Annotated in this window: 21 protein-coding genes and 1 CRISPR repeat array; of the genes, 6 read left to right on the top strand and 15 right to left on the bottom strand. The window is 41.6% G+C overall.

The genetic code is table 11. The features are described 5' to 3' along the window. The first annotated feature begins 45 nt into the window (after positions 1-45). The 6 genes from csy1 to O7C57_RS12695 all read left to right on the top strand — a co-directional run bounded on the left by csy1 (position 46) and on the right by O7C57_RS12695 (position 7,169). Positions 46-1,317, top strand: a complete 1,272-nt coding sequence (csy1, locus tag O7C57_RS12720; RefSeq protein WP_269723204.1) for a type I-F CRISPR-associated protein Csy1 — start codon at positions 46-48, stop codon at positions 1,315-1,317. Then, the gene (gene csy2 / locus O7C57_RS12715) at positions 1,314-2,261 is read left to right on the top strand and encodes a type I-F CRISPR-associated protein Csy2 (protein ID WP_247047990.1); all 948 of its coding nucleotides are present in this window, start codon (positions 1,314-1,316) and stop codon (positions 2,259-2,261) included. The genes csy1 and csy2 overlap by 4 nt, the downstream gene beginning before the upstream one ends. Positions 2,262-2,263: 2 nt before the next feature. Then, the gene (gene csy3, locus O7C57_RS12710) at positions 2,264-3,289 is read left to right on the top strand and encodes a type I-F CRISPR-associated protein Csy3 (RefSeq protein WP_247047992.1); all 1,026 of its coding nucleotides are present in this window, start codon (positions 2,264-2,266) and stop codon (positions 3,287-3,289) included. An 8-nt stretch (positions 3,290-3,297) separates the two neighbouring features. Then, positions 3,298-3,939 carry a type I-F CRISPR-associated endoribonuclease Cas6/Csy4 gene (gene cas6f / locus O7C57_RS12705; RefSeq protein ID WP_154623419.1) on the top strand — a complete coding sequence of 214 codons (642 nt, stop codon included), beginning with the start codon at positions 3,298-3,300 and terminating at the stop codon, positions 3,937-3,939. Between the two features lie 129 nt (positions 3,940-4,068). Beyond that, positions 4,069-4,816: a CRISPR direct-repeat array (repeat unit 28 nt; unit sequence GTTCACTGCCGTATAGGCAGCTTAGAAA). A gap of 778 nt (positions 4,817-5,594) precedes the next feature. Then, positions 5,595-6,377 carry an elongation factor Tu gene (locus O7C57_RS12700; protein ID WP_269723203.1) on the top strand — a complete coding sequence of 261 codons (783 nt, stop codon included), beginning with the start codon at positions 5,595-5,597 and terminating at the stop codon, positions 6,375-6,377. Between the two features lie 318 nt (positions 6,378-6,695). Next, positions 6,696-7,169 carry an anti-virulence regulator CigR family protein gene (locus tag O7C57_RS12695; RefSeq protein WP_154622574.1) on the top strand — a complete coding sequence of 158 codons (474 nt, stop codon included), beginning with the start codon at positions 6,696-6,698 and terminating at the stop codon, positions 7,167-7,169. A 254-nt stretch (positions 7,170-7,423) separates the two neighbouring features. Here the strand turns inward: O7C57_RS12695 and copM are convergent, their stop codons facing one another. The 15 genes from copM to O7C57_RS12620 form a co-directional block, all read right to left on the bottom strand. Further along, the gene (gene copM / locus O7C57_RS12690; RefSeq protein WP_269723202.1) at positions 7,424-7,789 is read right to left on the bottom strand and encodes a CopM family metallochaperone; all 366 of its coding nucleotides are present in this window, start codon (positions 7,787-7,789) and stop codon (positions 7,424-7,426) included. Positions 7,790-8,114: 325 nt separating this feature from the next. Next, on the bottom strand, positions 8,115-8,546 hold the full coding sequence (locus tag O7C57_RS12685; protein WP_154621785.1) for a hypothetical protein: 432 nt from the start codon (positions 8,544-8,546) through the stop codon (positions 8,115-8,117). A 750-nt stretch (positions 8,547-9,296) separates the two neighbouring features. Beyond that, complete coding sequence (locus O7C57_RS12680; RefSeq protein WP_269723201.1) at positions 9,297-10,940, bottom strand: thiamine pyrophosphate-binding protein; 1,644 nt, start codon at positions 10,938-10,940, stop codon at positions 9,297-9,299. Between the two features lie 68 nt (positions 10,941-11,008). Next, on the bottom strand, positions 11,009-12,478 hold the full coding sequence (locus O7C57_RS12675) for an aldehyde dehydrogenase (RefSeq protein WP_269723200.1): 1,470 nt from the start codon (positions 12,476-12,478) through the stop codon (positions 11,009-11,011). A gap of 13 nt (positions 12,479-12,491) precedes the next feature. Then, entirely contained in the window at positions 12,492-13,286 is a 795-nt protein-coding gene (locus tag O7C57_RS12670; RefSeq protein ID WP_154621918.1) for an aspartate dehydrogenase, read from the bottom strand. 10 nt (positions 13,287-13,296) lie between these two features. After that, entirely contained in the window at positions 13,297-14,091 is a 795-nt protein-coding gene (locus O7C57_RS12665) for an SDR family oxidoreductase (RefSeq protein ID WP_269723199.1), read from the bottom strand. A 22-nt stretch (positions 14,092-14,113) separates the two neighbouring features. Continuing rightward, positions 14,114-14,944 carry an alpha/beta fold hydrolase gene (locus O7C57_RS12660; RefSeq protein ID WP_154621917.1) on the bottom strand — a complete coding sequence of 277 codons (831 nt, stop codon included), beginning with the start codon at positions 14,942-14,944 and terminating at the stop codon, positions 14,114-14,116. A 15-nt stretch (positions 14,945-14,959) separates the two neighbouring features. Beyond that, positions 14,960-15,475, bottom strand: coding sequence for a cupin domain-containing protein (locus tag O7C57_RS12655; RefSeq protein ID WP_154621913.1), 516 nt, complete (start codon positions 15,473-15,475; stop codon positions 14,960-14,962). Positions 15,476-15,505: 30 nt separating this feature from the next. Then, the gene (locus tag O7C57_RS12650; RefSeq protein WP_154621912.1) at positions 15,506-16,780 is read right to left on the bottom strand and encodes an MFS transporter; all 1,275 of its coding nucleotides are present in this window, start codon (positions 16,778-16,780) and stop codon (positions 15,506-15,508) included. 22 nt (positions 16,781-16,802) lie between these two features. After that, positions 16,803-18,017 carry an NAD(P)/FAD-dependent oxidoreductase gene (locus O7C57_RS12645; RefSeq protein WP_154621911.1) on the bottom strand — a complete coding sequence of 405 codons (1,215 nt, stop codon included), beginning with the start codon at positions 18,015-18,017 and terminating at the stop codon, positions 16,803-16,805. Between the two features lie 4 nt (positions 18,018-18,021). Then, entirely contained in the window at positions 18,022-18,948 is a 927-nt protein-coding gene (locus O7C57_RS12640; protein ID WP_154621910.1) for a VOC family protein, read from the bottom strand. A gap of 109 nt (positions 18,949-19,057) precedes the next feature. After that, complete coding sequence (locus O7C57_RS12635) at positions 19,058-19,834, bottom strand: IclR family transcriptional regulator (RefSeq protein WP_154621909.1); 777 nt, start codon at positions 19,832-19,834, stop codon at positions 19,058-19,060. A 32-nt stretch (positions 19,835-19,866) separates the two neighbouring features. Further along, positions 19,867-20,622: an SDR family oxidoreductase gene (locus tag O7C57_RS12630; protein ID WP_154621908.1), complete on the bottom strand. Its 756-nt coding sequence runs from the start codon at positions 20,620-20,622 to the stop codon at positions 19,867-19,869. Beyond that, positions 20,615-21,652 (bottom strand): aromatic ring-hydroxylating oxygenase subunit alpha, encoded by a 1,038-nt coding sequence (locus O7C57_RS12625; RefSeq protein WP_154621907.1) that lies wholly within the window; start codon positions 21,650-21,652, stop codon positions 20,615-20,617. Before O7C57_RS12625 ends, O7C57_RS12630 begins: the two co-directional genes overlap by 8 nt. A 63-nt stretch (positions 21,653-21,715) precedes the next feature. Beyond that, on the bottom strand, positions 21,716-22,024 hold the full coding sequence (locus tag O7C57_RS12620; protein WP_154621906.1) for a recombinase-like helix-turn-helix domain-containing protein: 309 nt from the start codon (positions 22,022-22,024) through the stop codon (positions 21,716-21,718).

Genomic DNA, 22,024 nt, shown 5'->3' with positions numbered 1-22,024 from the left:
GTTCAGCTAGATTAATGTATAAGTTTAGTCACAAGGACCCTAGATATGTTAGATCCAGCAATAGAGGCCTTTTTTGAAGAACGTAAAGAAGGTTGGCTTAAAAAGACTTTAAAGGCATCAATGAGTGAGGATGAGGTTAGTCAAATAAAGCAGAAGTGTGAGGAGGTATTTGCGCTATCACAGTGGTTACCAAATGCTGCAAAACGTGCTGGACAGATATCACTTTCGACTCATCCTTGTACTTTCAGCCATCCAAGCGCCCGTAAAAACAAAAATGGCTCTGTGAGTGCAATCATTGCTAATGCAAAGGCCGCTAATGACGGTTTTTTACGTTCAGGTAATGTGGAAGTCGAACCCGATGCATTAGGCAATGCTGCTGCATTAGATGTTTATAAGTTCTTGACCTTACAAATGTATGATGGAAAAACACTGTTGGCACATATTGAAGCAGAAACTTCACTTGCTAAATCGTTGCTTACTTTCGAGGGGATGCCTTACGAACAATTAAGAGAAGGTTTTTTAGCAATGAGTGCAGCAGATGATTCAGTTGTGACAAGTTCAAAAATTAAACAGGTTTATTTTCCTGTTTGGACGGATGAAGATGATTACCATCTACTCTCACCTTTGACGCCTTCTGGATTATTATTTGAAATGCGTCGTCGTATTGATGATATTCGTTTTTCAGAGCAAACCAAGGAGCTGCGGGAATTAAAACGTAAAAGGGAATATAGTGAGATTGGCTTCAAAGAAATCTATGGGATCACCACGATCGGCTTTGGCGGTACTAAGCCACAAAATATTTCCGTTTTAAATAACCAAAATGCAGGGAAAGCGCATCTATTGCCTTCTTTGCCTCCGGTATTAAATATTCGCGAAACGCGCTTGCCTAAAACTAATTTCTTTACTGATGTGATAAACCCATGGCATAGCAAGGAAACATTTCAAGCATTTCACGGATTAATCACACTTCCTAAAGAAAAAAGAAATAGCGACTTTGCTGAATATCGTGATAACCGAATTCAAGAATATGTGGATTATATCATCGTCATGATGTGGAAAATTCGCCGTATATTAGAACAAGAAAAAGTCGTTCTTCCTGTGAATATTGCGAAGTACCAACAAATCTGGCTATTCCCTGATACTGAAGAGCAACGAAATAATATGGAGGATTGGCTTGAAATATTAATTCCTGAAATCGCTCGTCAATTTATAGCAGGCTATAAGGTTGTTAATGGCAAGAAAGCATTATTCTTAGGTAATGATGAGTTTAATTTCATTAAGGATCTTGTTGCGAAAAATAAGGAGCTGCTGAGATGAACAAGCCAATGAATTTACTGAAGCTCCCACATTTGAAAGTGCACAATGCCAACGCATTATCAAGCCCATTTACAATCGGATTTCCTGCAATGACTGCGTGGCTAGGGTTTATGCATGCATTGGAACTTAAATTAAGAAAAATTGGTTTTTCGGCGTTAGAGTTTGAATCAATCGCTGTGATTAGTCACGAGTGTAATTTACAGACATATCGTGGTCGTGATGACTTTGTGAATTCAATTATAGGAACGGGTAATCCTCTGGATAAAGAGGGTAACCGCTCTGCATTTATTGAAGAAGCGCGCTGCCATTTAGATGTTTCATTGGTGATTCACTTTTCTGATGCTGATAACGAGCAAGGTGACGTGTTATTAGATACCGCCAATGTACATCGTGTTACTGAAATTCTTTCTACTATGAAGTTAGCGGGTGGAGATATTTTATCGGCTAAAAAGCCTGAAATATATTATTTACCTGCCAATGATAGGGACGGTAGTTATAAGCGTAAATTACTCAATAGCTTAATGCCTGGTTATGCCTTGGTTGAACGTAGGGATTTAATGGTGGCTTCAATGGAGGAGGGGCAAGATGCAATGGATGCACTATTGGATTATGTGACAGTTAATAACCAATGTATTGAAATAGAAAGTAAAAACGAATCAAAAGATAAGTCGTTTGAATGGAAAACACAACGTAAAACGAATGGTTGGATTGTTCCCATCGCGACGGGTTATCAAGGTATTTCCTCTTTAGGCATCGCTAAAAATCAGCGTGACCCCAATGTTCCCCATCGGTTTGCAGAAAGCGTTGTAACGCTAGGACAATTTGTCATGGTAAACAAAATTGGCCATCTAAATGAAATGCTGTGGGAATATCACACTGATTTAGAAAATAATCTCTATTTATGTCAACAAGTTGAATCTCAATATTTTACGCGCGGAGAGTAAAAATGGCAAAGAATAATGATGTAGCATCCGTATTGGCATTTGAAAAAAAATTGGTTCCATCGGACGGGTATTTTTATGGTACGAATTGGGAAAATAGAACGGAGTGTATACCGCTTGCTTTGCAAGAAAAATCGGTCCGAGGAACAATCTCAAATCGTCTCAAAGGCCCTGTCAAAAACGATCCGCTAAAATTAAATGCTGAAGTTGAAAAGGCGAACTTACAAACGGTCGATGCTTGTGCATTAGGTACACAGCAAGATACCTTAAAACATCAATTCACCTTGAAAATCTTAGGTGGGGTAGAAACGCCATCCGCTTGTAATAACGCACTGTTTAAAGAAAGCTACACAAAAGCGGCAAAAGAATATATTGAAAAAGAAGGCTTCCGTGAACTTGGCCGCCGTTATGCCCATAATATTGCGAATGCACGTTTTTTATGGCGCAACCGAGTCGGCGCTGAAAAAATAGAGGTTGAGGTAAAAATCTTGAGTGAAGGTCTCGAGCAACAATGGACTTTTGATGCAACGCAATACAGCATTCGTAGCTTTGACCAGCAAGATGAAAAGGTGAATGAACTCGGCGCTAAAATTGCTGCTGCCTTAGCAAACAGTGAGGGAGCATTACTTCTTGAAATAACAACTTATACTCTGTTAGGCCAATCTCAAGAAGTTTATCCCAGTGAAGAGTTGGTATTAGATAAAGGTAAAGGGAGTAAAAGTAAAATTCTTTACCATGTGAATGGGCATGCCGCAATGCACTCACAAAAGATAGGTAATGCATTACGTTCCATTGATACTTGGTATCCCGATTATCATGATGACGTGAATAGTGGTGGTGCTATCGCTATTGAACCTTATGGAGCGGTGACTAATCTTGGTCGGGCTTATCGAACACCAGGAGCAAAACAAGATTTTTATACTCATTTTGATAAATGGGCTCGTGGTGAAAAGTTGGCACGCATTGAAGATGAACACTATGTTATGGCGGTATTAGTGCGTGGTGGTGTCTTTGGCGAAAGTGACAAATAAGGTGAACTATGAACTATTATCAGGAGATTACACTACTACCTGATTCGACGATACCGTTGGACTTTCTATGGCAAAGGGTTTACCAACAAATACATATCGCATTGGTAGAAAATAAGTCTGAAACGGGTCATAGTGAGGTTGCTGTTGCTTTTCCTGAATATGGAAGTGTCGGGTTTCGTTTAGGTAAAAAGATACGATTGATGGCAAATACAGAAGCTATGCTTGCCCAGCTCAATGTCAATCATTGGCTAGCACGGTTATCTGATTATGTGCATGTTAAGTCGATTCTGACAGTACCAGAAAATGCCATACCAGTCAGTTATGTACGACAACATGTGAAAGGTAAAAAACGGACTGAACTGGATATACAAAAGAAAGCGCAATTTCTCTCAATAAAATCGGGGCAGCCTGCGGAAGTTTGCTTACATGTGTTGAGGAAAAATCAGGTTAATGAATTTAGTCGATTGCCTTTTATCTGGATGGAGAGTCAACAGAGTAAATCTAAATATGAAGGAGCAATTCATCGCCCGTTTCCGTTATTTATTCGCTGTATTTCTGCGGGAAAAGCACAATTAGGTGGGTTTAACTGTTATGGATTAAGTCAGCAAGTCGGAAGAGATGTTGAGTTAGCGACAGTTCCTCATTTTTAACCTTATTATTTTGCTCTTTAAAAATAAAATTATAAAACAATGAGTTACAATTAACGGTAAAAAGAAGGTATTTTCTCTAAAATATCACTAACTGTTTGTTGTAACTTATTTTTTATTTGATAAGCTCGCGTTCACTGCCGTATAGGCAGCTTAGAAATTCTTCATTCTGTACTCGCTCAATGCCAGTAAGTTCACTGCCGTATAGGCAGCTTAGAAAATCGGAAAAAAATTAAAAGAAATCATTGATAAGTTCACTGCCGTATAGGCAGCTTAGAAAACTCTGAAACAGTACCGTTTACAGATAGTGACGTTCACTGCCGTATAGGCAGCTTAGAAATATCTTTATTGGTATTTCTGGTTTCCTTGTTAGTTCACTGCCGTATAGGCAGCTTAGAAATGTATAACTCTCTCTTGAACCATAAGCATTACGTTCACTGCCGTATAGGCAGCTTAGAAAGAGCAAAAAGATATATAGGCGAGTATATTAAAGTTCACTGCCGTATAGGCAGCTTAGAAAAGAGTTCTGCTGATGCGCGGATCCTAAGAAAAGTTCACTGCCGTATAGGCAGCTTAGAAAAAGAGCCATCGCAGCACCACCCATCGCCAATGGTTCACTGCCGTATAGGCAGCTTAGAAACTAAGGCTTCTGCAATTGCAGCGATGCTATCAGTTCACTGCCGTATAGGCAGCTTAGAAAGCAATATGTGCTCGCCGCCGGCGATGTCAATAGTTCACTGCCGTATAGGCAGCTTAGAAAAATGAATTTTTACGCAAAACCGCTAAGAATGTGTTCACTGCCGTATAAACAGCTTAGAAAGCGCTAGGGCGGCACAGAGGCACAACTTAGGTGTTCACTGCCGTGTAGGCAGCTTAGAAATGGCTTTTTATGAGCCAATGGTAACCAAAACGATCCACTGCCGTATAGGTAGCTTGTTGGTGTTTTAAATAAGTGAAATATACCATAATCATAAAAATGGGAATTTATAGTCGCTAGTGTTGTTTGTGAGATATCATCCCATTAATAGTTAAAGCTGAAGATAATATATCAAAAGAATCTATCAATAGAGCAGTAAATAATACTGCACATCAAATACGTAACCTAATAAATAGAATGATATTATTTAATAATAGTCAAATTTACGTTTTAGTTGTTATGATTTAGATAATGTTTAGCGTATTTGTAAATATTCGCTAAATAACATTGCTATTGATATAAATAGTAAAAAATAGCCCCAAGATATATTGGGGCGAAGCTTAAAATCAGCATTACAGGGAAAATCCAGTAATCAATGCATTCTCTCGTAGGGGGAGAATGTGATAAGTATAGTACAGTAGTTTTAATTAATTGCATAACAAGAATATGTTACCAAATACTGAATGGAATGTACTGTTTTGAACTATTTTAGTGAATGAAAGACAATGTTATTGATAAGGTAATATAAATAAAAAAGATAATTTAATTTACACTTTTAAAGTGTTTGGTATATTAAGAGCAATATATGATCAGAGGAGACGAAATCCTTGATGAAATAAACGGTTATCACGATTTACTCTTTCGTTTATATTGTTAGTATATAGTGGTGGGGGCAGTTTCTGTAGCAGAGCATGATATCAAAGAAACTGTAGAGATTATCTCGTCATAGGTGTTGGTTTCCATGAAGGTGTTCGTTGTATTCTTAGGAGGATTGTTATTTTCATCCTTAGCATTTTCATCTGTCAATTCTGTTATGCTTCTTGGGGATGATTACCGCTACAATTTAGTTAATGCGTTCCCGAACAAAAAATTTGTGGCACCTAAAGTTAGTAATTCGCTAATTCAAGATGTTAAACAGGCATTTAGCCAAGAAAGTATCATCCTAGTTGTTAATATGGCTGATGGACCTACTCAAAAACTTAGAGAATCAATTTTAGTTGCAAGGCAATCAGGTCATAACTCTGTCCAAATCTACTTTCACGGTAAACATCTACCAAAAGAAATGCTGGATGACAAAGATTTTCAGCAACTTATGTCATTAGTTATTGAGGAAGTGAACGAATTATTAAACTTATATGATATGCAAGTAACCGCAGTTTATCATGATTGGTTAGATGATTCGTTTGAAAAATTTCTATCCCAGAAAAATACGGTGGAGAGAGTTCTACCAGAAAAAGCGATATTAATGAATCAAATCTATAGCCACGCCTATATCTTCAGTAAAGAAGAAGCGGCAAGTAATGACGCTATTATGGATGGAACAGTTATCGAATTTGCTTGTCAGGATGTCATAAGCAGTGGCACCGTACGAGTGCAAGAGCCTATTCAGCGAGGTGAGACTTATTCAAACATTATACTACAATTAGAAAATCCAACACTTATTCCAATTTATGCACGTTGCTTAGGGACATTAAATAATAAATTAAGTATGGCTTTCATTACGATTTCTAAAAATGATATTTAAAGCGCGTTAGTCTTTGTTAAAGATATTTAAACAAGGTTAGTCTGATTTTATGTGACTAAATTTGGGTGTGTCAATTGTAGGGTAATAGGCTAACGTAATCAGCACAAAATGATATTGTTAGTCTTATTGATATATTCACTTTATAAATCAGACTTGGTTAGCTGCCGATTTTAGAGTAAATGACTGCATTAATGTACTATGTCAGGGTTATGGATGATAATATTCTTTAATTAGGGCTTTATTCTAGGAATATTACCTATAGAGGCAAGGTCTATTGAGGTGTATTTTGGATGCTACAGCGTCAATGAGGGTATCATCATGAATAAAATGACTAAATTGTCAGGCCTATTGATTTTAGCGACAAGCTTATCATTAGCGCCGTACGTCTCTTACGCGGAGCCAAATGGTGGCCAAGGTCATGGACAAAATAAAGAGCACCCTAAAAATAAAGGAAATAAGAGTAATCAGGGGAACGGTAAAGATAAAAGGCATGATGCTTCTTCAGATAAAAATAATACCTTATCAGTGGCGTTGACATACAATGAAGCGAGAGCATTGGCTTTAGATAGTGGTATTACAGGTTATAATGCCTTACCGCCGGGTATCGCCAAAAATTTCGCAAGAGGTAAACCATTGCCTCCGGGAATTGCTAAGAAAGCCGTTCCTCAATCCATGCTACTTCAATTGCCACATTATCCAGGATATGAATGGAATATTGTAGGTAATGACTTAGTATTAATAGCGTTGAGTACAGCAATCGTGACTACAATTATTAATGATGTTTTTGATTAATTAACTTTAAATAGTGGGTTAGCGATTCAATAATTATTTTATGGCCCCCGTTTAATTTAGATAAATTAAATGGGGGCTTTATTGTTTTCAATATGCCTTAGGCATACGTCTTGGTGACTCAGTGATTAAACACGCAGAAATCTAATTAAAGCGAGAGATAAATAGCCACTATTGGTTTTTTAGATAAACACTCTTAAATGGATACTACGATTAATACTCGCTTATTGGACTCTTAGTGATAAAGATAATGTCTATTACTTTTCATCTTTATTTTTTTCTAACCACTTTTGCATTTGCTCTATTTCTGGGCCTTGGGCATTAATGATTTGTTCTGCGAGTTTTTTCATTTCAGGATCTGTACCATATTTTAGTTCAATTTTAGCCATCTCTATTGCCCCTAAATGGTGAGCGATCATGCCTTGAGCAAAGGCGACATCTGCATTTTGTTCATTCATGCTTTTGGCCATATCTGAATGCATTTTATCCATAGATTGGTTTAACTCCTTCTGCATTTCATTTGTTGTTGAAGAAGACATATGCATTGAATGACCTGAGTTAGCGAAAGCACTCAATGAAACGCTAGCGGCAATAAGTGTGGCGATAGGAAGTATTTTTTTCATGGTAATGTCCTTATGAAATGATAGATTAAACGGAAGTAACCATAAAGCTTCCCCTAAGGTTAAGGTCAATTGGCCCTATAGCAAATTTAACTTATTTTACATATGAATTGATTGTGAATTTTTAATTCGATATAGGGTGGTGAAGATAGCGGATTGTTTAATGTGGGTTTTGCTGAGAAGAGCGATACAATGGCATTGATAATGCTGGGCTTATTGCGGTACAAAAAAGCCAATCAGCGGGTGCTCCCCCTGTTGGCTTTAATCGTCTGGCGCTATTTGAGGTTGAATTTAGATCGCTGATACTAATAGTAAAGGGCTAGAGTCATCAATCTGTCACTGTAGATATTTTTTCACTGATATAATTAATCGTTGAAACACCTTTTTCACACGCTGTTTCTTTGAGTGCAGAAGGGGCTTTTTCTGCTGATTTTTTTAAATTATTTAATTGTTTAATATAGGTCTCAGCACCAGCAATTGTTGGGTTTGCTGTTAAATATTCAGTTATTGAGTCTATATTTTGGTAGAAATAGGCACACTGACTTTGGCCAGGTTGAATTGTATCGATGCGCTTTAGCCCCTCAGGAATTAATTTGGCTGTATTATCTTTAATTAATTCAGCATATTGACCATTTTTTATTTGTGCAACCGTTGTATCAATTTTGCCTTTTAAGTTAAAAAATAGTGTTGCCATCACGATAATAGCGATAAGTAAAACGAGATTGATGAAGAGGCTAATGGGTAGTAAATATTTTTTCATTATATTCCCTTAAAAATTATTACTATAGCAGAGGTGTTTGTTTTCCTATTACTCATAATATAACATCTACCTTTAATGACAGTGAAATAAAATAGGTAAATATTTGTAACCTTATATCTTAATTATGCGAGTAAACCGAAGGCTTTTTATGGTCGAGAAACGGCTAGAAAAGAGATAACTTTTTACGATAAAAGAAGATACTCAACTAGGTAATATCTGTCGCTCAACTTTATTGAGAACCGCTACGGGGTTGCATAAAGTGTAAAAATTTCATGTTAATTTTTCAGCATGTAGGGCGACATTGACCGTATTTTCTGTACCTTCAAAGCGCTGTGGTTGATGCGTTATGTTATCCATCAAACGATGTGACATGTTTTAGCGGTTATATTCCTTTTAGATCTTTATTTAGAATATTGTAATCTGACAAACAAAAATAACTTTAAAATAAAGGTTATTTATGTGGTGTTACTTTGGGGCAGTATAAATGATGATTATTTTAAACGATTTTTCATCTTTCAGTATTGAGAACGTTTAAAGTGAATCTAAACAACCCATTTTTACTCTTATAATATCTTGATTAATTTAAGTTTTAACATATACCAGCTATTTTAAACGAACCACATTAGGCTGTGTAACATACAGAAAAGCTAAAAATCCATCAATTAAGTAAAATAGAGTGAGACTATAAGACTCACTCTATGGTGTGATCATCAGAAATCGTTGTAGATGAATAACGTTAATAATAAATGATTAAAATAACTTTTTCTGAGGAGGCCCAGAGAAATTCATTTTACCAATATTTTCCATTAAAACCTCGATAACAACAGGTTGTTTTAAGTCGACGGCAAGCTGTAAAGTTGACTTAAAATCGTCTGCTTTATCAATAGTTAATGCTTTAATTCCCATTGATTCGGCTAATCGAGTGAATGAAGGTGTCAGTAGGTCATTATAATATTGGCGGTCAGCAAAATATTTTTCTTGGATCCCGCGCATAACACCGTATCCATGATCGTTCATGATAATTAAGACAATGGGTAATTGTTCTTGGGCCATGGTGGCGAGTTCACCGACACCTAACATCAAACCACCATCACCGACTAAACCAATAACTGGAATTTGTGGGTTGGCTTTGGCACTGCCAATCGCCATGGCTAAACCAAGGCCTATAGCTCCAGCTAACGAATGTATATTATGCCGTGGTTGAGTGGCCTTTAATAATCGGCTCCCCCATAAACTACCCGAAACTGTAATATCTCGAACAAAGATACCTTGAGTCGGTAAGGCGTGTTCGACGGCATCACTGAGTTGGCTGTAGGGGCCACACTGTTCTCTAAGTTGTTGTTCTGCTAAATGAGTCGCCTCTTGTACTTGTTGTCGCCATTGCGGTGAAATCACACTATTCGCTTTTTCAAGTCTTTCAGCCAATGCACTTAGAATGCTGTGGCAATCCGCGGTAACGACAAGGTCTGCACTATAGTTGCGATTGGTCGCTTGAGGATCAATATCAATTTGAATTAAAGGTTGCGGTAATGGCAATGACCAGGTTTTGGTTTCATTGCTGCGTAATCGTGAACCTGCAACGAGTGTGATATCACAAGTGCGCATTAATTTATCAATTGAATCCGCATTATGGAAAGCCCGTAAACTGAATGGATGGTCATCAGATAAAATGCCTCGACCATGGGTACTACTTATCACGGCGACGCCTAAATCGGCTAGTTTTTTAACCGCTGCTGAAGCATGGAGAGCGCCGCCTCCAATCCATAATAAAGGGCGTTGTGCATGTTGTAATCTTTGCCAAATCGCATCAACTTGATCTGTGGTTGCGGTGGGTAGCGGTTGAGTGGTCAGGGGAGTACTGAGTATTGATAAGGGAACGGGGGTATTTTGAATATCAATAGGAATTTCGATAGAAACAGGTCCGCAAGGGATGGTTTGAGCCACTTGAATCGCTTTATGCAAAATTGCGACTGCTTGGGCAGCGCTGTGAACACGAAAAGCCTGTTTAGAACTGGCTCTTAAAAAACCGAGTTGATCACGTGTTTCATGAATAAAGCCAGCATCCATGTCGAGATAGGCTTTTTCAACTTGCCCAGTTATGTGAATGAGTGGTGAGCACGCGTTCATTGCTTCAATCATCGAGCCTACAGCATTCCCCGCACCCGCACCTGTGCTGGTTAAGGCAACGCCTAATCCTGTAAAGCGGCTATGTGCATCAGCCATGGTAACGGCTCCCGCTTCCCCACGACTAGGTGTGAAATCAATAAGGCCTCGTCGACCAATGGCATCGGCAATGGGGAGATTGTGGATTGAGATAACGCCATAAACAGTGCTAACTTGATATTGTTCTAATGTTCTGGCGATCGCCTCGCCAACCGTGATTGTCTCATGCATAGTGTTCTCCTTAAGAATTTGATAACCAATTAACAGCGACGTGTGTAGGGCTGCATATCAATGGTCATTTATTCACACCAACGGTTTGGTTGTGGGTTTAGTGCCAGAAAAATACTTTTTTGTTGCATATAAGCTTTTAGGCTTTCTAAGCCTTTTTCTCTACCGAGTCCGCTCTCTTTGAACCCACCAAAAGGTGTTGAAATGGAGAAAACTTTGTAGGTGTTGATCCAAACGGTGCCAACATCTAATGCATCCGCGAGTTTAAATGCACGTGTATAGTCTTTAGTCCAAATACCTGCTGCGAGGCCATAAAGTGAGTCGTTGGCTTCTTCTATCAACTCCGCTTCATTATCAAAAGGGATCACGACTAATACAGGACCAAATATTTCTTCTTGGCATACAGAAGCTTGATTATTTAGTCCTTCAATAATGGTCGGTAAGAAATAATTACCTTCTTGTAAGTGAGGGTCTTGAGGTATTGTTCCGCCCAAGCGGATACTACCGCCTTCTGTTATTGCTTGAGCGACATAGCGCATTACACTTTCTCGATGCGCTGGTGATATTAATGGGCCAACATGCACACGCTCTTGACGGGGGTCGCCAATAATTAATTGTTGTGTGAGTGCAGTTAACTTTTCTAAAAACGGTTGATAAATTGCACGTGAAACAAAGAGTCGAGAGCCTGCGATACATGCTTGACCCATCGAGCTAAAGATGCCGTAGCAAACACCACGTGCAGCAAGATCGAGATCCGCATCTTCTAAGACGATGGTAGGTGATTTGCCTCCAAGCTCTAATGAGGTGGTGATCAATTTGTCAGCAGCGATATGAGCGAGTTGTCTGCCGGTATTGGTACCACCAGTAAAGGATATCTTTCTGACTAATGGATGACGAACAAGGGCATCACCCACAACAGAGCCTTTACCGGGCAACACGCTGAGTAGCCCTGAGGGCAATCCGGCTTCTTCAAATAATTCGGCTAGTTTTAACGAAATTAATGGGGTTGCTTCCGCTGGTTTTAATATCACCGCATTTCCCGCCGCTATTGCTGGAGCAATTTTTTGCATATCACTGGCAATAGGGGAGTTCCATGGGGTTATCGCAGCGATGACGCCAAGAGGTTGGTAGGTACTTAATGTCATCATATCAGGTTGGCGGCGAGGGGGTAATTCGCCACCACTGACCTCACAAACGGCGGCAAAATAGCGCGCTGTTGCCGCTGCACTCATTACTAAGCCACGGGCTTCTGCCCATGGTTTACCGTTATCGAGAGTTTGTAAACGTACTAATTCCTCAGCGCGTTCTTCAATGAGTGCACTGACTTTCAGCAGAATTGCGGCTCGCTGGTGGGCGGGCATATAGCGCCAAGCGGGGTCACGCCATGCGTTATCTGCGGCGAGAACAGCCTCTTCAACATCGTCTAAACTGGCGCTGTTAAGTGTTGCAACAATATGTTGATCACCAGGGAAACGTGAATGCATTTCGTGACCACGGCCTAGTTGCCATTTTCCCCCGACAAAGATATCGATTTTTTTCATGGTCCTACTCCAGTCAGATAATGGCTTTTTGTTCTGCAATGCGACGACAAATTTCGACGGCGCTTAATGCTGATAACAAAGATGTTTTGGCATTTAAAGGCAGCGGATTACCGTTTAGTTCGATACAAAAATGGCCGAAATCCCCCGAGACATCGATGCGATGACTATTTTGGGTGGTGATTGGATCAACCATTAACTCAACTTTAGTCTCATCCATGCCAATACCATAAAGAGCGACAGTTGCTGCGACATTGGCATTGGCAGGAAATTTCAACGCCGCTTCTCGTGCAGTTCCACTAAAAAACACCGTCGGTTCGGAAACCGCATCAAGGTCGATATAATTTTCAGCAGGGCCATTACGCCAACTGGCAGGGCTCTTTCTTGATTGGTAGGTCACTTGATTGATCGTGGCTTCTTTTGCGCAGCGTAGGCCATCCAATCCAGCAACCGCACCTGATAAGGGTATCAATGTGCCTTGATGCTGGTGAGCTTGATGACGGAGAGTGTCAGCGAATTGCGCATCAGCAAGAGCACCGGTTGAAATAATCGCGAGTGTCCACCCCTTTTCTAATATTTTGGCAGCATATTGTTTTACAGCTTGTTGACTTGCACACTCTAGAACCAAATCAGGTTGTTGTATGGCCTGAGTCGGCGAGCTGAGTGGCGTCACACGGTTTTGAAAGCGTTGTTGGATATCAGGATGATGATGTTCTCTTGCCACTATCCAACGCAATTCAATGCCTTTGGGTAAGCGACTAATTACTTCATTGGCCATTGCACCATATCCGATCAGCATTAATGTTTTCATCATAATTCCTTTAAATGTGATGGCAGAAACCACCTGAAACATCCAATGCCGCACCTGAGGTAAAAGAAGTCATTGGTGAAGCTAAAAAGACGAGAGCTCTAGCTGGCTCTTCAGGTTTACCAAGGCGTTGCATTGGAATACCGCGTTTTTGGGCAATCTCGCCAATCCAACTTTCCCAATTAAGACTTTTATCACTGCGCTGTTCAAAACGGCGCCGCCACTGCTCTGATTCAACCATGCCGAGCAAAATAGAATTCACACGGATGCCTTTTGGTAAGAGGGTTTTTGATAGGTTTAGAGTGAGGTTGAGTAATGCTGCACGTGCAGCAGAGGTTGCTACCATGTGAGGTTCTGGTTGTAAGGCTAACAGTGAATTGACACAAGTAATGGAGGCAATCTCAGATTGCTCCAATAATGTCATAAATGCATTAACGGGGTTAATGACACCAAATAATTTTAGTTGGGCCTCGTGTAACCATGCCTCTTCGGGCGTGTCGGCATAGTGAGCGACATACCCTTGTCCCGCATTATTGATCAGTAAATCAGCTTGGCCAAAGTGCGACTGTACTTGTTGTGCAAAGGCTTCTGTTTGTGTTTTATCCATAACATCACAGCAGACAGCAAGAAGCTCCGCTTGTGGATAATCAGCTTGTAACATCGTGAGTGTTTGCATCAATTTGTCTTGATTACGCCCACAGAAAGCCACTTTACATCCCTCTTCGAGCAATAATTGAACGGTTGATAATCCAATCCCTGAACTGCCACCGGTGACGACGGCAACACGATTTTTTAGCTGTAAATTCATAGCGCTTTCCTTAATTAAACTTCTACAACGGCAGAGTCGCCAAAAATTGTTTCAGGTAATGATTAAATGGCTGAGATGCATCGAGATAGCTTGCATGTCCAGCCTGTTCGATATAGACGAGTGAACAACCTTGTTGTTGAGCGATCGCTTGGACTTTTTGAGGCGGCGTAATGGTATCATCAAGGCCTACTAGCATCTGGAGCGGACCAGAATAATGGCTGAGATAACGATTAATATCATCGTATGCCAGCATCCAAGCCGCCGCTAAGAATCCTTTAGGATTCAGTTTACGCATCGTCTGCCTAACCCAATCTATTTGTTGCTCACTGGCTGTTGGGCTTAACAAGGCGGCTGCACGTTGTTGCGCATAATTTTCAATACCGGAATTGAAGACGATAGTCTGTCTTTGTTCATAAACTTGTTTTTGTTCCGTTTTGTCTTTAGTTCCATAACCTTGCGCTGGGTTAGCTAATAGTAATCCTTTAATACGCTGTGGGTATTTTGCCGCAAATGCACTGGCTATAATGGCACCAAGGGAATGACCAACGAGCACCACTTGCGAAATAGCTAAACCGTCAATCAAAGCCACTAATGCCTCTGCATAATCGTTAGCTGTTGGTGTGTCGGTCGTCAGGGCTAGACTATTGAGGTAACCCGGCGCCTCCCATGCGAGTAGTCGGTATTGTTGAGTCAGTGATGAATCCGCCAGTTGATAAATCCACGATGCAGATCCAGAGCTGATACCGTGAAGTAAAATGATAGTTTCTCCTTCACCTGCTTCACGCCAGTTAACATGATATTGACCAAAATCAGCGGACCGAATAGTTGGCAATTGTTCAATAGGCAGTTTCATCACTCAATTCTCCTGTTAACCACGTTTCACTTTTGATAATGGATGATCGTCTGGATAGGTTGGAATCGCAGGTTTTGGTGTACCAATCATGACGCACATTAATGCTTCTTCTTCACCATGGTTGAATAGGCCGCGATAAATACCTGCTGGAACTGAAATCAGGTCGCGCTCTTTAAGTATCGTTTCATATTCTTCATCACCATCCTTAATGAATAGGGTAATTGTTCCTTTTAGCATGAAGAAAACCTCTTCAACATCAGGGTGTAAGTGAAGAGGGCCCTCACATTTTGAGGGAAGAACCATTGTTGAAAAGGTAAAATTTTCAGCGGGAACGGTATTTACATCGTTAGCAACACCTGTCGCGCCTGTACCGATGTAGCGCATTTGTGCACGGCGATATTTGGGATCAAAATCAGCCTGAAATTTCAACGCGTTCCAATCATATTTACGACCTTCGAAGCGGGCGATGCGTGATTCAACCCAATCTGCCATCGAGGTGTCTTGTGGTTTTATTTGGGCTTGTTGTGACATAGTGATATCTCCGGATATTGAGTAGTAAAATCAGTATTTTTTGATGATAGGTAGCAACAAGACGCTACCGATTAAACCGATAATGACGATAAATAGTAGGCCGCTATCCATATCGTGGGTCAGTGTGATTAATACCCCCATCAATAACGGTGCTGCCGCGCCAGCAAGATTGCCGAGTCCATTAAATATGCCACCAGCGAGTGCGCTGACTTGTTTCTGTGTGGCTTTGGCGAGTAGTGCAAAAATATTGGGTGCTCCCGCCCCCCACATGAACATGCTAAAAGCCATCATTAAAATGATGCTGTAGGTCGTACTTAGGAATAACACGCCTGCCAATCCAGCGACGGCGCCTAGCAATGAGATAAAGCAAACCAGAGCGCGACGGTCATAACGATCTGAAAGCCATGCGCCTATCGCTTCACCAAACAACATGGCGATAAAGGGGAGAGAAGAAAGGATCCCTGCATGCTCTAAATTGATGGATTTACCCTTGATTAAATAACTGGGTAACCAGCCATTCATTCCCCATAGATAAACGAGGAACGCAATATTAAATAAGCAGATAATCCAAAAATGGCTATTGCGTAAGAGGATGTTGCGTTGTGTTTTGGCTTCAGCAAGTTCGGTAATGGATACTTTTCCATCAACTTTTTTAGCGTGTTGATTGACTAAATTAGGGTGGCGAATACCAATAACGACAAGCCACCACACAGGCACCGTGAAAGCCGCCATAACAAAAAAGGTGCTTTGCCAGCCAAAACTGTGCAGTAAATAGATAGAAATAGGAAAACCGAGTGCGGCACCAATCGGTGTACCTAATAACCAAAGCATTGTCGCTCTTGCTTGCATTTTTTGTGGAAAGGTGCGACGAACAATGGCATAAGAAATCGCCAGTAAGGGGCCTTCAGCAATGCCCAGTAAGACACGTAAGACAACCATCGTTGTGTAGTGATGGGTAAAGCCCATAAAAATCATCAAAATACACCAACTGCTAATCATAAACAGTAGCATTTTTGTTGGATGAAATTTATCGCCAATACCACTGAGTAGCATGGATGAAATACCATAAGAAAACAGAAAAGCACTCATCAACAATCCAAGACGAGTTGGATCAAAATCAATCCCTAATGCTTTTTGGAATTGTTCATCAGAAAATAAAGCGGCGATGCTGATTTTGTCGAAAAAGGCTAGCAATACACAGGAAAATAGAGCGATTGGGATGAGCCAATTCACTTTTTCTGTGTGTTGGGTAGCTGTTTCACCGGTTTGTGTCACTGAGGGCACAGATATTGATTGATTTGCCATAGTATGTCTCCTGTCTGTACATTTACTTCAGTGACATGAGTGAAAATTGAGGATCAGCTAGCTCTAAAGGGGATAATTGACGGCTGTTTTGCATCCACCTTTTGCCTAATTTAATGGTGCGAGCATCGTTAAATGCGACCATTTGAACTAATTCATTGTCATTATTCAGTGAAAAATGCACTTCGGACGTTGGCGTTATTCGTTGAATATGTTGGGTTGCCTGTGAAGTAGGGACTCCTAAAATCTGGATATTATCTTGGTATTGGTCTGACCATAGCCACGCGAGCTCATTAAACCCTTCACTATGGTGGTTAAGCATGGCCTTTGCGGTGCTAATGGCTTGGTTCTGTGCATAAGCCCAAGATTGCAAACAAAGGGATAATGTGGGGTGACAAGCGACATCGCCAGCGGCATAAATATCAGGGTGTGAGGTTTGCCCCTGTCCGTTGACAACGATGCCATGGGTTAATTCAAGGCCTGCCTGAGCCGCTAATTCAAGATTTAATTCAACACCAATTCCCATGACGGCAAGGTCAAATGATTGGTTAGGCCGTTTTGCACAGCGAATACAGAGTTCGTCTGTATTTTCATCAAGTAAAATTTCACCGCAATCGGTAATAACATTCACGCCAGCTTGTTGGTGGCGTAGGGCTAATGCGTTTGATACGCTGCTGGGCACACTTCGCTGACATAAACGCTCTTGGCGTTCAAAAATAGTGACATCGATCCCCATTAGGCGTGCGGAGGCAGCGACTTCTAAGCCTATCCATCCACCACCAATAATGGCAATTTTTTTGGCTGATAATAGCGCGCGGCGTAATTTTTGCCCGTCATCCCAAGAGCGAAGGGCAAATACTCGTGGGTGGGACTGCCAAGCAGAGGAAAGGTAGCGAGGCCGCCCGCCTGTAGCAATCAATAGCTTATCAAATGTTAAGCCGCGTCCATCACTGAGTTGAACCTGTTTTTTCTCGCTATCAATGCCAGTGGCCCGAATAGGGCGATACCACGTTAAATTTAACGCCTTGGTTTCTTCTTCACTGAATAGACGTGATAATGTGGTGTTTTCTTGAACAAGGGCTGCTTTTGATAACGGCGGTCGTTCATAGAAATCATGTGGTTCATCACTAATAACGGATAAACGCCCTTGATAACCTTGGTCCCGTAATGTTTTGGCTGCCCAGCCTCCGGCTTGTCCACCACCGATAATCACGATACCGCCTTCAATTAATGGTTTCATCGCTTCACCCCTGACCTTTTTTCACTTGTCGACGAGTTTCATGGTCGATACCGCCTTCCACAGCCCATTCGGTAAAGGAAACGAGGGAGTGTTCAAGTTCACGTGGTTGCCATTTTTCGGTTAAATAATCGTCATTGGTGTAGTACTCAAAAGCCCCGCCAGTTGGGCTATTGACATACCAGAAATAGGCTGACGAAATAGGGTGACGACCGGGACCGATAAAGGTGCTCCATTGTTGCCGATTCATTGCGAGACCGCCGCCAATAACCTCGTGGATATCGCGAACGGTGAAGGCTACGTGATTCAAGCCACGCCCACGATGAGGGAGTTTGAGTAAAAATAAATTGTGATGGCAGCCATTAACTTGCGTGCGTAAAAAAACGGCACGATCGATATAGCGATCAGAGACTTGAAAACCGAGCTTATCGCAATAAAACGCTTCTGTTGCTGCTAGGTCATCAACAAAAAAGACGACATGACCAATATTAATAGGGGTGGCTTTGTCGTAAACAGGGCTTGGTGCATCAATACGACGAATATCCCCCCATTGGTTGATGGGCGAAATATCAACGGAGACTTGTTGTTGTTGCGTGATACAAAAAGCGACAGTCATTCCATTAGGATCAAGGCATTGTGCGCCATCAGGCGTCAATTGGAAATTTGGGCTGTTTTCGATTTGTTGAATAATGTGTTCAAGTTCTGCACGAGTATTCACGCCCCAAGTGATTCGGCGTAAGGTCGAACCGGATTCAAATGGGGTGGGTAAGCGGGGATCATCAATGGCTGATAATGTCACGCTAGCACCGGACAGTGTTGTAAAATAAGAAGGGGTATTGGGTGATGCTTGCAGACCGAAATCCTGTAAAAATTGCTGACAATCGGCAATGTTATCCACACCAAATTCTAATTTTTCAATACCAATGACTGACATAATTTGACCCTCTATGTATGCATTTGTTATTGCCCACCTTGATTTTGGGCAAGCAGAAACCCGAGGCTTATGGCAATAAACCTAATGTTTGATTTTTTTATGGGTAACGCTATATCGCTTTAGCGGATGTCATACCACCTATAAACTCAGTAAGTTTTTGCGCGGCGCTGCTCACTTCATTCTGTAGCCGTTGTCGTTCCTGTACAGGGATGGTATCCATAGGAACCATAATACTGATCACAGCTTCCACACCGTTATCACGATTGAAAACAGGATAAACAATCGAGGAGATGCCTCGGCGATAAAATGATTCTCCAATCACGTAGCCACGTAATCTATCCGCTTGGATCATTGCCCAAAACGCTTGTTTACTGCCTGCATCATCCGGTAATTCATCATCGGGGTAGAGAGCATCAAATTCCTCTCGGCTCAATCCACTGAGTAACATACGTCCAAGCGATGTTCGATGAGCTAATAAACGTGTTCCCACGCTGACATGGTTAATTTTTGACTCTGCGCCACTGACCCGAGCAATGTAAATAATGTCACGCCCATCACGTATGACTAAATGGCTGTTACATTGGCTACGGTCACGCAATTGTTCAATAATGGGCTGACCTAATTGTGTAAGATCCAGTGACGCGATATAGCCCAACCCTAAGCTAAGTACTTTGCGACCAAGTGAAAAAGCCCCAGTGCGTGGGTGTTGCTCAATAAAATCTAAATGTACTAACGTCTGTATCGCGCGATAAGCAGTGGCCTTTGGCATATCAACTAGGCGTAAAATCTCAGCGAAGGTTAGCTCGCGGTGCTGTTGTGCGAGGAGTAACAAAAGCTGCAATCCTTTTTCCAGACCCGGGATCAAATACTTGCATGTTGAACTCAAATCCTTAACCTCCCCGCATTAAAGCGGCGCCTTTAGTTAAATACAAAACCACCATTCACAGGGATGAGTTGCCCAGTGACGAAATTGGCCAGCGGTGACAGCAAATATAAAACCGTACCAGTGACGTCTTCAGGTTTTTGTTCACCTTGAAGAGCTCGCCCATTTTCGTATAGCTGGTGGCGCTCCACAGGAACATATTCGGTGGCTTCAACTTTGGTTAACCCAGGGGCGATAGCATTGACACAAATTCGTTGTTCACCCAGCTCTCTTGCCATAGAACGTGTCATGCTGATAATGGCTCCTTTGCTCGCAACATAAGCCATGAGTTTAGGGGCACCCCATAATGCCGTATCGGAGGCGATATTCACGATCTTGGCATTGTTACTCTGGCGCAAAAAAGGCAGCGCGGCTTTGGTCACGAGCCAAGTTCCTTTCACATTGACCGTCATAACACGATCCCATAACTCTAGGTCGTACTCTTCTAATGTCTTACCCCCTACGCCTGTTGCGAGGGCTGCGTTATTAATCAAGCCGTCTATCTTGCCTTGCTGACCAATAGTCTGGAATACATCCTCTATCGCTTTGGGATCGGCAATATCCAGAGTCAATCCATCGGCAGCCAAACCTTCTTGACGTAGCTGAGCAACGCTTTGTTGCAAGCGATCACTGAGGATATCGCAAAGCACCACTTGCGCTCCTTGTTGAGCAATCGCTTTGGCAAAATCAAACCCTAGCCCTCTCGCTGCGCCGGTGATCACAATACGTTTGCCTGCCAACAAATCATGCATTTGACGTTTCCTCTTTGTAGATTTGGTCAAATTGTTTTTTGGCTTCACGTTGCATAATTCGACGAAGACGCGATAACCCGACATCATGTTGGTAGAGGAATTCACGCTGACGTGCATTAGGCGCCATATTTTCAAGAATAACTCTGTCTTGTTCTAAAACATCCCAGTGCAAGCCCTCTAGGCGGTTGCGGTACATAAAACGCCAAAGATCTCGTTGCCAATCTTTAACTTTACGGATACGCCAGAAGAAGACTCGGGTATTGTCTCTATCTTCAGGCACGACCATACCGATAATCCAAAAATGGCCACCGGGCCCGAAACGCTTTTGGTAAGGGATAGAGAGTCGAAGCCAATTAGCGCCGGTGCTCGCGAACTCTACCCAGTCAAAATTGACACCCATTTGGTCATTTTTGCGAAAGATAAAACCATTTTGGGTCGGTTCTAAGATCATTTCAGACTGTTTGTCACCGTCAGCCATGGAATGTGAAGAGGAGTGTAAATAAGTGCCATGCATTGGATCCATGACGTTTTCCAGTGCATATTGATAATTACAATGCCAAGTTGCAGTACATAAAAAGTGGCTATGGTTTTCACTATCAGCAAGCTCTTCAGGGAATGCGAGCTGCGGTGGTGTTTCATCGGCGATGGCGAAATAAAGAAAAATCGCGCCATGACACTCTTGAACTGGATAAGTTTTTAGGCATTTTTGGCCTTCTAATGGGCATTGATTAACAGCCGGCACATCTTTAACAACGCCATCACCTCCCACCTCAACACCGTGATACCAGCAAGCGATACGTTCACCAAGGTTCCATCCCATCGATAAACGAGCGCCGCGATGTGGGCAACGGTCTTCCAATGCGTGAATTTGACCTTGTTGGTCTCGCCATAAAACAATTTGCTCTTCTAAGCGAGTAATTCCGATCGGATTACTGGTGACTTCCCAGCTGGATAAAACAGGGTACCACTGGCCTCTAAGGCCAATGTCTAAATAATCTTGATAGTTCTGAGGTTGTGTATTAGTTGTCATAATTTGCTTCCTGTTATCAGCGGTATCATTCTTTATTATTATTTCTGCGCTAGCGGCAGTGAATTAATACCCATTTACTTGGAGAAATTCGCGGAAACTTGCCTCATTCCATGGTTGGCCTTGCCTATCAAACACGTGCTTTTGATTGAGTGCACTGATGATTTGTTCGAGAGTCTCAATACCGGAATCAAATAGGGTCTCTAATGCGGCAATGAGTGCGACTTCGTATTCATCGGGGAGCCGTGAACGAGTTTGCCAAATAATATTGGGTGCTGTACCAGGCGACTGGATTTGCCCTTTACCGCCTTCACGTGCAGGTATAATCTGATGATTAGCAGGTAAATAAGGGTTGAAATTCTGTATCGGTTCCAT

This window comes from Providencia sp. 21OH12SH02B-Prov (assembly GCF_027362595.1).
GTDB lineage: Bacteria > Pseudomonadota > Gammaproteobacteria > Enterobacterales > Enterobacteriaceae > Providencia > Providencia zhejiangensis.
Note: the sequence above shows the minus strand (reverse complement) of the source record. Positions and strands in the feature narration are given on the sequence as shown.